We start from the raw sequence: 12,690 nt of genomic DNA, 5'->3' as shown, positions 1-12,690 counted from the left end.
GGGTTACTCCTGGGAGGCGTTGCCCGACTCGTCGAGCCAGTTCTTCAAGGCGTTGCGTGCCGTTTCCTGGGCGCCCGGTTTGCCGAGCTGGTCAAGCGGTACCAAGTTTGATTGCACGGTGAGTACATCGCCGCCTGGCATGCTGGGCAGGTTTTCCTTACGGCGCCCTTCGTTGCGGGTCATGTAGCCGTTCTGCCCCATCGTGCTCAGGTACGCGGCTCGGCCGGCGCTATCAGCACGCAGGAAGGCTTCGAGCGAGTACTCGGCGTAATAGTTGATGCGGTCGACTGCCGTCAGGCAGAACTTATTGATGCACTGCTCAATCGGGGCTGTGTAGGACATGATGCAGTAGGTCAGAAAGGCAATCTGCTGCTGCTCCAGACCGGTACCCCAGTTGCTACCCTTGTCGGTCTTCATCACCATCCAGGGCGGCACACCGAACCAACGGCAGATCTCCTCGACGCTGTGCCCGCGAGACTCGAGCAGTTGAGCGTCGGCTGGCTTGATACCCAGCGATTCAGGCTTCACGCCCTGCTCGAACACAGGGCTTTTTCCTGCGTTCAGTGCTCCGCTGATCGTCTTCACGTATTCGCGGAAGTCTGCTCGCTGTGCAGGAGTCATGATGCGGTCCACCGAGAAGCCCACGGTAGGCATCATGCCGTTCTTGAACGTGCTGTTCGCCGCGTCATCGGCGGCCATGGCTGCGCCGAAGACATCTGCACCGTAGCGGATTGCTGACATGCCCACCCGCCCATCTAGCGTGAAGGCTGGGATGTGCAGCATGTCCCCTCGCTGGATCTGGCGCCGTGCACCCTTCCGAGGCCTGAAGTAGTACAGGAGACGCCCGTTATCGTCGGTCTCGAGGTCCACCCTCGAAGGCAACAGGAAGTCCAAAGCGACCACCTTGCCTGCTGCGCGGTGGATCTCGCAGTAAGCGTTGCCCCACAGCAGCATCGATGCGACTACCGACTGCCAGAACTGGAACGCTGCCATGTCCTCGTTCGGGCTGGTGTGCAGCACATCGTACAAACGGAAGTCACGAGCGTTCTCACGACCCCCATCCGGCAGGCGGCGATAGATATTCAGCGGCAAACCCGCGACCGACGTTGAGATGATCCGTACGCACGCCCACACCGCCGATAGACGCATAGCCTTGTCTACCGATACCGATTTACCGCTGCTCGATTTGTTGCCAGCAAAGGCGCTCCAGAATCCTCCATCGGACAGTCTGATCTTGCTGCCCGCCCACTCGCTGATGCTCGCGGAGGGTCGAGCTGCTGCAGCGCCCAAGGCTCGAATGATTGAATTAGTCACCTACCAGACCCCGACGGATGAAGGCGGCGATGCAGAATGCGCAGAGCGCCGCGGTGATGAGGGTCCAGCCCAAACCGGTCAGGACGTATACGCCTGCGCAAAGCAGGCAGAAGCCGGCCAGCGCGGCAACCAGATAAAGGATCGTCGCTGCGTTCATCAGAAAATTGGGTTCCGTATGGCATCCATGAAGTTGTCGACGCTGTTCCCTAGCTGGGCCTGCGCCATGACTCGGCCTACCCCCATGATCAGGGCGACAGCACCGTCGATCTTGTTGTCCTCGCCCTGCTTGATCGGGCGTACCACATCGTCGTTGCCTGGCAGGTTCTTGCCGATCACGTTGCCGACACACCAGGTCATGATCGGGTTGCCATCGTGATGGAAGCGGCCCGCCTCGATCGCGGCCTCCAGCTCCTTCATGCCGTCGGACATATTGGTGTAGTTCTGGGTAATGGTGATCGGGTTGAAGCCCTCGTCGTCCAGGTCATGGCTCAGGCCCGTGGCGCCGTGGGGGTCGATCGGACATTCCCTGATTGGCGCCAGCTTGTTGGCTTCCTTGGTGTCCTCGAGGATCTCCCGATAGTCCACTTCGGCGCCGGGCGTTGCCGTGAGGTGCCCTGTGTTGACCCAGGCCTGGAAGCGCTCGGTCATGCGCTTGTTGTCCACATCGTTGGCGGTGTCTTCAGGCACCCAGAACGCCGGCGCTACGCTGTAGTAGTGGATCTTGCCGTCGATCTCCCGCCAGAACAGCCTGGCCCTTGAGTTCATGTCCAGCTTGCGCGCCAAGTCGAAGCCAGCGATCCACTCCTGCCCCTCGAACTGGTCCAGGGTCAGCGTCTTGTCCTCGCAGGCCTTCCAGCTTTCCATGTTGAAGAAGCCGGATTTAGCGCTCACCCACAGGTTTAGGTGCTTGGTCTTAAACGTGTTGGTGAACCGTGCGGAGCGGATAGCCCGCGCCAGTTGGCTCTCCAGGTACTCCTGAAACACCGAGACACCCATGCATGGGTTGGCCTTGGCCAAGTTCTTGGGGTCGGTCCAGTCGTCCCCCTCGTCCAGCGTCCAGATGTAGCCGAACAGTTCATCGTCAGGCACCGTTCCGTTCAACATCTCGATGACCTGGCGGCGCTTGTCGTAGCACGGCCCCTCGATGTTCGCGCCGGCCGTGGTGATGATGAACATCAGCGGCTGCCGACGGGCGCCCATGCCGGTAAGCATGGTGTCGTACTGAGCCGCGCTGTCGTGCTCGTGGAACTCGTCGATGATCGCGCATGAAGGCGAAGCACCGTCACCCGGGTTGCCGATCAGCGGCTCAAAGCGACTTCCATTGGACGGAATGTTCAGGTTCGAGGCGTTGACCTCGATGCCGGCAGCTTCGATCAGCATCGGCGAGCGGCTGACCATGAGGCGCGCTGGGCGGAAAACCTCCCATGCCTGTTTCTCGGTGGTGGCGCCTGAGTACACCTCGGCGCCGAACTCGTTGTCGGCGGTGAACATACTGATGCCGACGCCGGCGGCGATGACCGACTTGCCGTTCTTGCGCGGCACCTCCCAATAGCTCTCCCGGAAACGCCGGTATCCGCCCTTCTTCCTGACCCACCCGAAGGTGCAAGCCAGGCCGAAAAGCTGCCAGGGCTCCAGCGTGATCAGTTGTCGCTTGAATGCCCACTCCCCCTTCGTGTGCGGGAGCAACTGCATCAGGCGCAGCTTCTTCTCAGCCTTAGCCGGGTCGAACTTGTAGGGGTAGTTCTTCGAGCGGCTGGCCGCCACGTCCTCGAAGTGCCGCTCAATCGCTTGATGGATGTAGCGGCACGCCGGGAACTTGCCTTTCAGGACGGACCTTGCCCACGCCATCGCCTTGTCGACGTTGGTGTACTTGGCTCTGGCCATCAGGAACTCAGTAGGGCTGCGAACTCGTTGGTGGATTTCTGCTTGTTGCCGCCGATGATTCGGGTTCGGCTGGCGGGGTCCAGACCCAGCATTGAGCCGAAGGTGACCATCTGGCGCATCGCTTCGTTGGCAGCGGTGAGCGCCGGATTTTTCACCGGGCCGCCAGTTGCGCCGGCGACCACGATTCCGTGCTCTCGGACGGACTCTTGGGCCATCCGCCAGTTTCCGTAGGCGGTGCAGAACGCTTCGACGTTGTGCAGATCTGTGAGCGCGAGAACCTTGGCGCGAAGCAGCTCCGGCACCAGCATCTGCCACACGCGAGTGGCGTGCTCGCACAACCATTCCGGCGGATCGACGTTGGTCACCAGAGCGAAGTCCGGCTCATCCTTGTTCAGCTTGCGCTTGCCCGGATTCCCGGCCAGCGCCTTCTGGGCCGTGGGTTTTGGGCGACGGCCGGAGCGCCCGGCAACCCCTGGCATCGGCGCCTCCACTAAACTTTATATTTCGCGGGTGTAAAAAAACGACTGGGGGCGCGGTGTCCGAGCAAAAAGGCCTGAACTTTTGGCCCACCCCCTCCCCAAAAGCCGATTTTTTTGGCTACAGGCCTCCACATGATCGGATTTTTTCGCCACGTAACTTTCAGATGATCGGAAATTCTCACCATGAGGGTTTCGCATGATCTGAATTTCTTGCCATGACCTTTTGCCGCAAGCCGAAATTTCGACCATGAGCTTTTCTCGAAGAAAAAAGCTTGAAAAAATAAGAACCTATTGACTTCTATGAATTCTCTGATTCGACTCAGAAAGGGTCTTGGCCTTGTGACAGTCGCGATTGATCGCCCTGAGGTTGTCATCGTCATCAGTCCCGCCGTAGGCCAGGGCCACGATATGATCGACCTCGTGCGCTTCACGGATCCTTCCCAGCCTGGTGCAATCGTCACACCGGCAGAGATACTGGTCGCGCTTTAAGATCCGCTCACGAATGCGGCGCCAGGGCCGGCCGCCGCGACCTGATCCCTTGCGGGTCGCCCAAGCCTTGGCCTGCTCGGCCGCCAGTTCGGCATGACCATCGCAGTAGCCGTTGGCGTTCCGGTGCAGCGACCTGCATCCCTGGGCCCGGCATGGACGCTGAGGTCTCATCGGCATGGCGAGCCGTCCAGATAAGTGGAAGGCGGGGCGTCAGGGTCAGCACCGTCACCGTCGGCCAGGGCTTCGATCAAGGCCAGGTTCTGGCTTGCGATCGTTTCCAGCAATGCTGTTTGCTTCTGCTGCTGCTCCAAGATCTGCTGGAGCAAAGAGATTGCCTGCTCGTTCACGCGCTACCCTCATCCACTTGTTGATCCACTCGCGCCGGGCGGCGCATCCACTACAAGACATTCATCGCCTCCTGTACCAGGTCAGCTGATAGCACCGCGCATCTGGCGGCACTTCAGCGATCGGCCAGCGCAGGCAGTCCATGTGCTTGCGCTCTGGCCGGGTTCGGCTCACCCGCAGCGTCTGCACCAGGTACGCCGAACCGGCAGCGGTGGTGATGAAGTCACCAGCCGCGATGCCCTCGGCGCCGTCCACGTAGAGCTTGCAGGGGGTGTAAGGCGCCTTGGCCATCAGCTGAAGGGATCAGCAGGCTTGGCGATTGAGCGCACAAACCACATGAACCCCTGCTGCAGGTTGGTCTTGGCCAGTGCCAGAGTACGCTGGTCCACACCTTCGATCTGACCGATCTGCTTGAACAATTCCCCGGCGTCGGCCTCCAGGGCCTTGATCGAGTTCATGCCGTCGATCTCACCCTGCGTGAGGTCGCGGTAACCGGTGATCTTCTTGTGCTGGTTTTCCATAGGGTTGCCTCATTGGTGATGGTAATAATTGTGGTGAGTTGCGCCGAAGCGCCTGTTACTCGCCGCTCCAGCCCAGCAGCTTGAGCTGGTCATCAATCGCGGCCAGCTCAGCCCTGAAGTGATCTGCCAGAGGCTCGGTCACCGAGTGCAAGACAGCCTCGTTTTGGTAGTCGCCGGTGATGGCCAGTGACACACCCTTGCCGCTCAGCACAGTGTCCAGCCGGCGCTGCACTTGGTCGCGGGTAAAGAAGAGGCTGCTCGCGGTCGCGATCTGCTGTCGGTTCATCTGTGTCTCCGCGCCACGAAACGGCGCATGTCGATTCTATGGCGCCCTATGGCGATACCCTGTTCAGGGCTTCGTCGGCCTTGTCCGCCGCCTGGGTTGCCGTCGTGGCTGCCTTGGAAGCCTTGGCGGCGGCGCTATCGGTGCGGCGGGTGAGTTCGTCGAGGCGCTGGTCGCGCTGCTTCGTCGCTTCGTCGTATGCCTGACGAACCGTGGCAACCTGCTCCAAGTAGCTCTTGGCCAAGGCCCACTGCGCTAGCTGGTAGCCACAGAAGCCACCGCCGACCACCAACAGCAGCGCGATCATCCAGACCTCCACGCGGCGCCACCAGCGCCTGGCGATGTACTCGAGTACGCATCTGTCCATCACGTTGCACCTCCCAGCTTGCCGCGCAGGCGGGCGATTTCCTCGCTCTGGACTGCGACTCGATCAGTGAGCAACCCGACTTGACTTGTCAGGGCCTCGATCTTGCCCTCCAGCCTGCCAACAGTTGCGGCGAGTTCGTTGCGCTCCTTGGCGAATTGATCGGCGCGACCCTCAGCGAGCTTGCGAGCCTCGCGCTCGGAGTCGAGCAGTTCATTGAGGCGGCGGACAGTGCCGATGTCGGCATTGTCCATCGCGCGGTCAGCAGCGTCCTTTGACAGGAACTTGCGCAGCCATAGGAAGCCGCCCAGCAGGACGGTGCCCGTACCGCCCAGCCAGGTGGCTGTGCCTGGGCCGAGGTCGGTCGGGTCCATCAAGCGCTCCAGATACGAAAAAGCCCCCGGCGGGTGCCGAGGCTTGGAATGGGTGGAGATGCTAGCCCTGTCAGGCCAGTGTCGTGGCGTTTCCCTCCAGTCCCCACGCTGACTGTTACCCCTGCGCGTTTCCGCCGGGCTTTCATCATCTCCAGAGACGAAAAGCCCCAGCATTTGCCAGGGCTCGAAACGACAAAGCCCTGGCTCATAGCCGGGGTCGAAGGATTTAGTTGGAGGGCTGCTTGCTGTGATACCAGTAGAGGTACAGCAATCCCAAAGGTGCGATGAAGATCGCCAAGAACCAGCACATGAACATCGTGATCACCTTGACGAACAGCATCAACAGCGCATTTACGAAGAACACGTTGCGCCCCATGATGAAGCCCACCACGCTCTCATACACAAATCGGGAGTAGGGATAGAGCAAGGTGCTTACCACACAAATTGCAACCGTTGCGAAGTCAATCCCGTGCGGGGCGTGTGATTTCATATAAATGAAAAAGACCGCAAAGAGTGCACCGAAGAATAACTGTCGAGCGTAATAGCTAGGGGTGAGCCCGCCAAAGGTGATCGCCAGAAACTGCCGCATAAGATCCATCTCACGTTTCAAAAGGGCGAAAATTCTAGCAGCGTACCTGCATATCAAGTAAACCCCTGAAACAAAAAAACCCAGCAGTAAGCTGGGCCTTTTTTGCCAATCCTCAACAACGCGCAGGAATGACAGGATGGGGAAATAATCGGCCATGCGGCCATTTGAAGTCAAGCGGCATTTTCCATCGACAGGCCTTCGTGGTTCAGAATCTCTGCCGCCGCCTCTAGAGCCTCTTCGGTCATCTGCCCCAGCACGTCTTCAATACCCTTCCTCCAGCGGCGACGAGTGCGCTCCGGGCGGGCATCCGGGTCCCAGCGATTGATGTCGTAGAACTGAGCCGGCAGAACGATGATGTCGCACGACCGCTTTCCATCGGCGCCCTTCATCTTGGGAATAGCCCAGGCCGTCACAGCGCTGGTGATGAACAGTTTCGGCGCATGGGATGCAACCATTGGGATGAGGCGGCTAATCGACTGGACCTTTCGGCCCTTATGCGTGCTGAACTTGGCCACCAACACATCCCAGTGGCGCGGCTTCAACTGACTGTGAAGCCGGGCAAACACCCAGCAGTCAGCATCCATACGGCTGATTTCGCCGCGCTCCACCGAGCTGGTCAAGGTTGCCATGTCGTGGCCATCTTCGCTGCCGGGCTCGTATAGCTTCTGCCAGGCCTGCTTGCTAGTGTTGTCGATCGCTTCTGCAGCCAGGGCCGAGACGACCGCCGCGAGTACGCTGCTGTAAATCATTTCCTTCCCCCTCAATCCCCGGTGTAATTGGCTCCGCCGGCGCCGAGCCGGTTGCCTGCCTGGTAATGCGCACCCGGGCCAGTAGCCCGAGGATTCTTCATCTGCTCGATCTGCCGTGTCGCGGCCTGCAGCCTCATGCTGAGCTGGGTCACCAGTTCATCCAGGGCCAGGGCCTCGCCAGTTGCAGCCACTACCCAGCCCGAGGCGTTGCAGCGGTCGCATGGCAGATCGTGAAACAGGCCCTGAATGACCGCTCTCCCACGGCAAAAAGCGCACTTGTCCAGCTCGATCACGGCCTTCTTGAAGGCTGGGCCGTGCGACTTCTTCATTTGCACGAGGCCTCTTCAACGGGCCGCCACGCCACGCTGGTTCCCTGTGACAGGACCGGATCACCCGCCTGATCAACGACTCCCACCACTGCGCAAGCCCAGCATCGGATTCCATCAACCTCATAAATCTGATGGCCAGCGGGTGTCCTTGCTCCCTGGATGCGTAGAACTTCTCGGCCCCGGTGCAGCACCATCGTTGTTGATCCTGTCATTTCGAATCCTCGCTAGTAACAAATTCGGGATGGGAGCTAGAAGCCTTGTCTTCCGCCGTCTGCGCCTGAATCTGTGGGATTTCGGATAAGGCCCCATTAAGGCCGTGAATGCGCCCGAAGCCGATGCCGTCTAACCAGGCGTGCCACTTCTCCAGGGCTGCCCTGCGCTGCTGCATCGCTTGGGTATGGATGTACGTGCTGGCGATCTTCCCGAGAGAGTGGTTCAGCAGCATCTCGCCGATGTGCCCGTCGATGCCGAGATCAGTCCATGTGCTGCGCGACACTTTGCGCAGGTCGTGGCTGGTCCACTCGCCCCGGCCCAGTTCGGTGAACACAGCGCTGCCCTGGCCCTCGCTCAGGCACCCGCCGCGACGGCTGGGGAACAGATACACGCCGTCATATCCTTCGGCCTGCTGAATCGACCGGTACCGCGTCAGTAGCGCGCAGATCTGGCCTGTCAGCGGCAGGCGGTGCTCGGTCCGCGTCTTCGCATTCGCTGCCGGAATGAACCACTCGCCGGCCGTTACCGATACCTCGCTCCACCGCGCTTTGCGGGTCTCCCCGATTCGTGTGCCGTGCGCCAGCATCATCAGCGCCAGCATCGCCTTGGCGGGGGTCTCGTCGAAGGCCTGGGCGAGCTGCTGCATCACGTCCGGCAGGTGCACCGAGCGCAGACGGGAGGCCTTGGGCAGGATCTTGGCCTTGGTGAAGTCGCTGAACCGCATGCCCGCCATAGGGTCGCTGTCGATCAGGCCGAGGCGCTTTGCCTGCTTGAAGGCGGTCAGCAGCAAGGCGAACATCTGGCGCAGGTACGACAGCGACACCTCGGCCTGCGCGGGCCACATCAACCGCTTGTCCAGGGCGTCCGATGTCACGTCGGCCAGCGCCAGGTCATCGAGGCGCGGCTTCAGGTGCTGAGCGATCGCCGAGCGAGCACCCGCCTTGCGCTTGGTCGACAGGGAGCGATCTCGGCACATGCGGTCGCCGAACCAGTCCAGCAATTGCCCCACGTTGGCCATGCTGGAAGCCACAGGCGCGGTCGCGGGATCGCGCAGCAGGCGCTGGCGCAGCGCGGGCAGTTCGGCCAGCACCGCAGCAGCGCCAAGTTCCGGCCAGCGCGCGACCGGTACCCAGCGCTTGCCGCGCACCAGGTGCCAGGTAGCGCGGGTGCGGTCACTCCAGAAACGCAGATACAGGCCGGGATGGCGAGGGTCGCGCAGATCACGCACGCCCACGTCGGCAGCCTGGCGGCGAACCTCGGCGTCACTGAACTTCACTGCTCGGGTCGCACTCATGCGGCCACCGTCTGCGGCTGGAGCAGGTAGGCCCTGATCGCCTCCATCGCATCGATACGGCCACGGCAGACGATGGCCAGATAGCCTTGGCCGCTGAGCGCCTGGATGTAGGCATCTTGGTTTGGCGAGACCTCAGCGTCGAACGGCGGCATGGCCTTGAACTCGATGTACAGGCCGAAGTAGCCGCCGCGCGCCATTGGCAGCACAAGGTCAGGCACACCGGCCTTCACGCCCTGTGCCTTGAGTTTGCCGGCCACCGCTTTCACCCGGTGCCCGCCATTGGGGACGTGGTAGATCAGCTTGAAGGCTTGCGGGAACCGCAGCTGCAGCTCCTGCATCAGCGCGGCCTGCTCCTGCCCTTCCCTGTCGACAGGTTTCGCGCGGGCTTGGCGCGGCTTGAACGGGCGGATGGCCAGGGTCGTCATGCGCGCAGCACTCCCTCGCTGATCAACTGGGCCTGGGTCCGCATCACGCCCTCGGCGTGGTATTGGCGCGCTGTGTCGCGGTCTACGGCCTTGCTGCGACCGTCGCACACGTCGTGGCAGGCGCTGCAGCACCAGGCGCCCTGCAGGTCGCTCGGCTTGCTGCCCACGCCACAGGTGCCAGCCAGCCGGTAATGCGCCAGCACTACGGTTTCAGGGTTGCCGTTGCACACGCCAGGAATGCGCACCTGGCACTCGCGGCCACGCGCGGCCTTGGTCAGTTTTGTTTGCTTCATGGCTCAACCTCACAGTTCGGCCAGATCAGTCGGGCCTCGCGCAGGGCGCCGGCCATGTCTTGCGGGGCGTCCATCAGCACCATCGAGAACGGCCGGTAGCCGGGGATGAGGACGGTCCAGATTCGTTTCACTTCTGCTCGGCCAGGGCGGACAGCGCGGCGCGCGCTTGCCGCTTGCATAGGTAAGTGGTGACGCGGCGGCGCTGGGCCTCTTTCGCCAGCGCCTGATCTTTCTTCGCCTTCGAGGCCGTCAGGATTGAGCGTACCCCGGCAAGCTTCTCGCGCATGTGGGCGGTGGGTTGAGTGCGCACCTCGCCAGTGAGCAACCCGGCGATGGCCTGCCCGTCCGGGGTGATCGGCGCGATGCGCAGGTCGGCCAGGTACTTGCCTCCCGCCTCCTGGGTGATCAGTTGGGCGCGCACTGCCGCCTCGATCGCCGTCACCCGCCGCGATGGGTCAAACCCCAGGGAGACCTCCCACGCGGCAGGCCGGTCTTCAGCCCTGGCGAAGCTGACCAACCGCTCGTAGGCGCTCATGAAAGCCATCCGAGCCCCGACCTTGTCGCCGGCGTCGAGGATCGGCGCCGATGCGGCCATGGCTTGGCGAATCTCCGCAGTGACCACCACGGTCTCGTGCTCATCGCTTGCAGCCAAAGCAATCGACCATGCCTCGTCCTTTCCCGGACGGCCATCGGCCGCGTGGATGTGCTTAAGGACCATGCCCAGCGACAGACGCCCGGCGGGCTCACGCCGGCAGGCGCGCAAAGCGCCCACGATCACCTGCGCATCGTGACCGGCCAAATCTTCCGCGATGACCCGCGCACCGCCGGAACTGATCGTCTGGCCCATGGCTTCGGCGGTAGCACAGATGGCTTGGGCCAGCTCGGCAATCTCGTCAAAGGAAAGCATTGCGAGCGCCTCCCTGACTTCGAATGGCATCTGCCGCGTCCTGGGCCGCGTTCATGTTGGCCTGGGTCTGCTCCTGCTGACGCGCCGTGGTGGCGTTCATCTGGCGATTGGTCGCCCACTGGGTGTGATACGCCTCGCACTTGGCCAGCAAGTCGCCCAGGTTGTGGCAGCCGTTGATGATCTTGGCGTCGTTGATCTTCAGGAAGTAGGCCGCGACGTTGTGCGCGACATCGGCGCCCAGCCGCGTGACCAGTTGGGCAATCTGGCCCGCGACCTTGGCATTCCACACCGGCCATGTCTTGTAGCGATTGCGGTAGGCCACCGCATAGTTCGCCCAAGCCTTGAACGTTTTGCACTCAGGGTCTTTCGGACCGGGCATATCCTCGGGGATTTCGCAGCGTGGGCTAGTGGCCGGAACCAGCGCCAGCACGGCAGGCGGCGACGGCGCAGCCGGGGCACCCTGCGAACTGTGACTGGTATCCTGATTGGTATCTTGATTACTGGTATCTTGATTTGTCGGAGATTTTTCCGACCCTGGCTCGGATTTTTTTCCGACCTTGCTCGGATTTATTTCCGAGGTAGATCGGATTTTTTTCCGACCTTGGGCGCCGGCTGTCTTGGTCGGATATTTTTCCGACCCATCCTCTTTTTTGTTCCACTCGGCAGCCTTCTCTGTGAGGCGCAGCAGCGTCACGCTAGAGGTACTCGACAGCTCAATCAGGCCGGCCTGTTCGAGGACTTTCAACATGCGATACGCGGTGTCCGGCTTGTCGGTGAGCAGCGGCAATTCCTCGACGATCTTGGCTTTGCTCAGCACGAAGTAGATGCCCTCCTCCGTCTGCATGGCCTTGGCCCAACTCGGGCAGCCGTAGACGAAGGCAAACAGCAGGGCCTGCTGGGAATTCAGTCCCCACTCCAGGGCCTTGACCTGGTTGATGGTCACAGTGAATTGCATGTCAGGCCCGTCCTGGGTCTGTGAGGGCAGCGGGCACTGCGAGGAGCTCTGCCAGACGCGCCAGCCCTTTCGGGGTGACAAGCACATCAAACGCCGCTCGATCACTGCCGGTTTCCGGATCTGGCTTGAGGCCTGTCACCTTGTGCTTGAGCAGGCCGGCGCTGATGCGGGGCTGATAGGCGATCCATCGCTTGGAGCCGCGACGGCGATAGATCCACCGGTTTTCCTCCAGCCAGCCGAACAGCTTCGATGGCGCCAGCTCGAGCTGCTTCGCCGCGTCAGTGACGCAGATCGCGCCGCCTGCACCGGCCAGGCGCACGATCGCCGCGACCTTGGGGGCTTGCTTGGCCAGCGCATCTTGGAGACGCTGGTTCTCCTCGGCCTTGTCGGCTGCCAGGCGCAGAGCCTCGGCAAAGTTGCTCGGCACCTGCAGGTGCGCCAGCACTCGGGATTCCAGTTCCTGCCAGCGATCAATGATCCGGGCGCGCAGCGTGGCGTTGTAGCCGGACACCAGCACCAGGGCATCACGTTGATCGAGAAGGAATTCAGGGTAGGCCTGGCCGTTTTGAGGGTGAACGTAGAGGGTCTCCTCAGATTTGAGGACACCCTTCTTGGCCAGCGCCCGCGCGTCACGCAGCACGTTGTCGTGGCTCTTGCCGGTGAGTTCTGCAATCTCACGGGTCGACATCAAGTGACGTGGCTGCGTACCGCCTGCAATCGCCATGGCGGTGTGGGTGTTGCTTGCATCGATCGCTCTATGCATAATCGACCTCGAAAAGTTGTTGAAGAAACCGCCCCGCCAGGCGGTTTTTTTGTGCCTGGAATTCAGGCGTTGTGGGTGTCCGGCGCATCCGTGGTAGCTTTTTGCGTCCACACGAAAAGG

General features: G+C 61.7%; 21 protein-coding genes. All 21 read right to left on the bottom strand.

All coding sequences use genetic code 11. The features are described from left to right. Window positions 1–3: 3 nt before the first annotated feature. Entirely contained in the window at window positions 4–1,314 is a 1,311-nt protein-coding gene (locus tag Q7C30_RS00400; RefSeq protein ID WP_317870212.1) for a phage portal protein, read from the bottom strand. Then, window positions 1,307–1,471, bottom strand: a complete 165-nt coding sequence (locus tag Q7C30_RS00395) for a hypothetical protein (RefSeq protein WP_317870211.1) — start codon at window positions 1,469–1,471, stop codon at window positions 1,307–1,309. The genes Q7C30_RS00400 and Q7C30_RS00395 overlap by 8 nt, the downstream gene beginning before the upstream one ends. Beyond that, complete coding sequence (locus Q7C30_RS00390) at window positions 1,471–3,198, bottom strand: terminase large subunit (protein WP_317870210.1); 1,728 nt, start codon at window positions 3,196–3,198, stop codon at window positions 1,471–1,473. The genes Q7C30_RS00395 and Q7C30_RS00390 overlap by 1 nt, the downstream gene beginning before the upstream one ends. Next, on the bottom strand, window positions 3,198–3,677 hold the full coding sequence (locus Q7C30_RS00385; protein ID WP_317870208.1) for a phage terminase small subunit P27 family: 480 nt from the start codon (window positions 3,675–3,677) through the stop codon (window positions 3,198–3,200). The genes Q7C30_RS00390 and Q7C30_RS00385 overlap by 1 nt, the downstream gene beginning before the upstream one ends. A gap of 288 nt (window positions 3,678–3,965) precedes the next feature. Beyond that, on the bottom strand, window positions 3,966–4,343 hold the full coding sequence (locus tag Q7C30_RS00380) for an HNH endonuclease (protein ID WP_317870207.1): 378 nt from the start codon (window positions 4,341–4,343) through the stop codon (window positions 3,966–3,968). Beyond that, window positions 4,334–4,513, bottom strand: a complete 180-nt coding sequence (locus tag Q7C30_RS00375) for a YebO family protein (RefSeq protein ID WP_317870205.1) — start codon at window positions 4,511–4,513, stop codon at window positions 4,334–4,336. The genes Q7C30_RS00380 and Q7C30_RS00375 overlap by 10 nt, the downstream gene beginning before the upstream one ends. 61 nt (window positions 4,514–4,574) lie before the next feature. Next, a complete protein-coding gene (locus Q7C30_RS00370; RefSeq protein WP_317870204.1) occupies window positions 4,575–4,802 on the bottom strand; it encodes a hypothetical protein in 228 nt (75 codons plus the stop codon). Further along, window positions 4,802–5,032 carry a hypothetical protein gene (locus Q7C30_RS00365; RefSeq protein ID WP_317870203.1) on the bottom strand — a complete coding sequence of 77 codons (231 nt, stop codon included), beginning with the start codon at window positions 5,030–5,032 and terminating at the stop codon, window positions 4,802–4,804. Before Q7C30_RS00365 ends, Q7C30_RS00370 begins: the two co-directional genes overlap by 1 nt. A gap of 55 nt (window positions 5,033–5,087) precedes the next feature. After that, on the bottom strand, window positions 5,088–5,318 hold the full coding sequence (locus Q7C30_RS00360) for a hypothetical protein (RefSeq protein ID WP_317870202.1): 231 nt from the start codon (window positions 5,316–5,318) through the stop codon (window positions 5,088–5,090). A gap of 46 nt (window positions 5,319–5,364) precedes the next feature. After that, the gene (locus Q7C30_RS00355; RefSeq protein WP_317870201.1) at window positions 5,365–5,682 is read right to left on the bottom strand and encodes a hypothetical protein; all 318 of its coding nucleotides are present in this window, start codon (window positions 5,680–5,682) and stop codon (window positions 5,365–5,367) included. Next, complete coding sequence (locus Q7C30_RS00350) at window positions 5,682–6,053, bottom strand: chemotaxis protein (RefSeq protein WP_317870199.1); 372 nt, start codon at window positions 6,051–6,053, stop codon at window positions 5,682–5,684. The genes Q7C30_RS00355 and Q7C30_RS00350 overlap by 1 nt, the downstream gene beginning before the upstream one ends. A 226-nt stretch (window positions 6,054–6,279) precedes the next feature. After that, window positions 6,280–6,816 carry a hypothetical protein gene (locus tag Q7C30_RS00345; RefSeq protein ID WP_317870197.1) on the bottom strand — a complete coding sequence of 179 codons (537 nt, stop codon included), beginning with the start codon at window positions 6,814–6,816 and terminating at the stop codon, window positions 6,280–6,282. Beyond that, on the bottom strand, window positions 6,813–7,391 hold the full coding sequence (locus Q7C30_RS00340; RefSeq protein ID WP_317870195.1) for a hypothetical protein: 579 nt from the start codon (window positions 7,389–7,391) through the stop codon (window positions 6,813–6,815). Before Q7C30_RS00340 ends, Q7C30_RS00345 begins: the two co-directional genes overlap by 4 nt. Before the next feature lie 11 nt (window positions 7,392–7,402). Then, on the bottom strand, window positions 7,403–7,720 hold the full coding sequence (locus tag Q7C30_RS00335; protein WP_317870194.1) for a hypothetical protein: 318 nt from the start codon (window positions 7,718–7,720) through the stop codon (window positions 7,403–7,405). Window positions 7,721–7,928: 208 nt separating this feature from the next. Beyond that, complete coding sequence (locus Q7C30_RS00330) at window positions 7,929–9,227, bottom strand: site-specific integrase (RefSeq protein ID WP_317870193.1); 1,299 nt, start codon at window positions 9,225–9,227, stop codon at window positions 7,929–7,931. Beyond that, a complete protein-coding gene (locus tag Q7C30_RS00325; protein ID WP_317870192.1) occupies window positions 9,224–9,652 on the bottom strand; it encodes a VRR-NUC domain-containing protein in 429 nt (142 codons plus the stop codon). Before Q7C30_RS00325 ends, Q7C30_RS00330 begins: the two co-directional genes overlap by 4 nt. After that, complete coding sequence (locus Q7C30_RS00320) at window positions 9,649–9,945, bottom strand: DUF1364 domain-containing protein (protein ID WP_116888238.1); 297 nt, start codon at window positions 9,943–9,945, stop codon at window positions 9,649–9,651. Before Q7C30_RS00320 ends, Q7C30_RS00325 begins: the two co-directional genes overlap by 4 nt. After that, window positions 9,942–10,076 (bottom strand): hypothetical protein, encoded by a 135-nt coding sequence (locus tag Q7C30_RS00315; RefSeq protein ID WP_317870190.1) that lies wholly within the window; start codon window positions 10,074–10,076, stop codon window positions 9,942–9,944. The genes Q7C30_RS00320 and Q7C30_RS00315 overlap by 4 nt, the downstream gene beginning before the upstream one ends. Next, window positions 10,073–10,882, bottom strand: a complete 810-nt coding sequence (locus tag Q7C30_RS00310) for a hypothetical protein (protein ID WP_317870189.1) — start codon at window positions 10,880–10,882, stop codon at window positions 10,073–10,075. Before Q7C30_RS00310 ends, Q7C30_RS00315 begins: the two co-directional genes overlap by 4 nt. Next, complete coding sequence (locus Q7C30_RS00305; RefSeq protein ID WP_317870234.1) at window positions 10,839–11,807, bottom strand: phage replication protein; 969 nt, start codon at window positions 11,805–11,807, stop codon at window positions 10,839–10,841. Before Q7C30_RS00305 ends, Q7C30_RS00310 begins: the two co-directional genes overlap by 44 nt. 1 nt (window position 11,808) lies before the next feature. Continuing rightward, entirely contained in the window at window positions 11,809–12,681 is an 873-nt protein-coding gene (locus Q7C30_RS00300) for a phage regulatory protein/antirepressor Ant (RefSeq protein WP_317870188.1), read from the bottom strand. Between the last annotated feature and the right edge of the window lie 9 nt (window positions 12,682–12,690).

This window comes from Pseudomonas sp. RAC1, from assembly GCF_030658255.1.
Classification (GTDB): domain Bacteria; phylum Pseudomonadota; class Gammaproteobacteria; order Pseudomonadales; family Pseudomonadaceae; genus Aquipseudomonas; species Aquipseudomonas boreofloridensis.
The sequence above is the reverse complement of the archived record's forward strand: the minus strand, read 5'-3'. Positions and strand labels throughout refer to the sequence as shown.

What these genes read in the sequence shown, in the direction of transcription:
- Q7C30_RS00335 (WP_317870194.1), bottom strand. Translation starts at nt 7,720, where the DNA reads ATGAAGAAGTCGCACGGCCCAGCCTTCAAGAAGGCCGTGATCGAGCTG.
- Q7C30_RS00355 (WP_317870201.1), bottom strand. Translation starts at nt 5,682, where the DNA reads ATGGACAGATGCGTACTCGAGTACATCGCCAGGCGCTGGTGGCGCCGC.
- Q7C30_RS00390 (WP_317870210.1), bottom strand. Translation starts at nt 3,198, where the DNA reads ATGGCCAGAGCCAAGTACACCAACGTCGACAAGGCGATGGCGTGGGCA.
- Q7C30_RS00325 (WP_317870192.1), bottom strand. Translation starts at nt 9,652, where the DNA reads ATGACGACCCTGGCCATCCGCCCGTTCAAGCCGCGCCAAGCCCGCGCG.
- Q7C30_RS00340 (WP_317870195.1), bottom strand. Translation starts at nt 7,391, where the DNA reads ATGATTTACAGCAGCGTACTCGCGGCGGTCGTCTCGGCCCTGGCTGCA.
- Q7C30_RS00385 (WP_317870208.1), bottom strand. Translation starts at nt 3,677, where the DNA reads ATGCCAGGGGTTGCCGGGCGCTCCGGCCGTCGCCCAAAACCCACGGCC.
- Q7C30_RS00320 (WP_116888238.1), bottom strand. Translation starts at nt 9,945, where the DNA reads ATGAAGCAAACAAAACTGACCAAGGCCGCGCGTGGCCGCGAGTGCCAG.
- Q7C30_RS00305 (WP_317870234.1), bottom strand. Translation starts at nt 11,807, where the DNA reads ATGCAATTCACTGTGACCATCAACCAGGTCAAGGCCCTGGAGTGGGGA.
- Q7C30_RS00360 (WP_317870202.1), bottom strand. Translation starts at nt 5,318, where the DNA reads ATGAACCGACAGCAGATCGCGACCGCGAGCAGCCTCTTCTTTACCCGC.
- Q7C30_RS00370 (WP_317870204.1), bottom strand. Translation starts at nt 4,802, where the DNA reads ATGGCCAAGGCGCCTTACACCCCCTGCAAGCTCTACGTGGACGGCGCC.
- Q7C30_RS00380 (WP_317870207.1), bottom strand. Translation starts at nt 4,343, where the DNA reads ATGCCGATGAGACCTCAGCGTCCATGCCGGGCCCAGGGATGCAGGTCG.
- Q7C30_RS00395 (WP_317870211.1), bottom strand. Translation starts at nt 1,471, where the DNA reads ATGAACGCAGCGACGATCCTTTATCTGGTTGCCGCGCTGGCCGGCTTC.
- Q7C30_RS00330 (WP_317870193.1), bottom strand. Translation starts at nt 9,227, where the DNA reads ATGAGTGCGACCCGAGCAGTGAAGTTCAGTGACGCCGAGGTTCGCCGC.
- Q7C30_RS00365 (WP_317870203.1), bottom strand. Translation starts at nt 5,032, where the DNA reads ATGGAAAACCAGCACAAGAAGATCACCGGTTACCGCGACCTCACGCAG.
- Q7C30_RS00350 (WP_317870199.1), bottom strand. Translation starts at nt 6,053, where the DNA reads ATGGACCCGACCGACCTCGGCCCAGGCACAGCCACCTGGCTGGGCGGT.
- Q7C30_RS00310 (WP_317870189.1), bottom strand. Translation starts at nt 10,882, where the DNA reads ATGCCATTCGAAGTCAGGGAGGCGCTCGCAATGCTTTCCTTTGACGAG.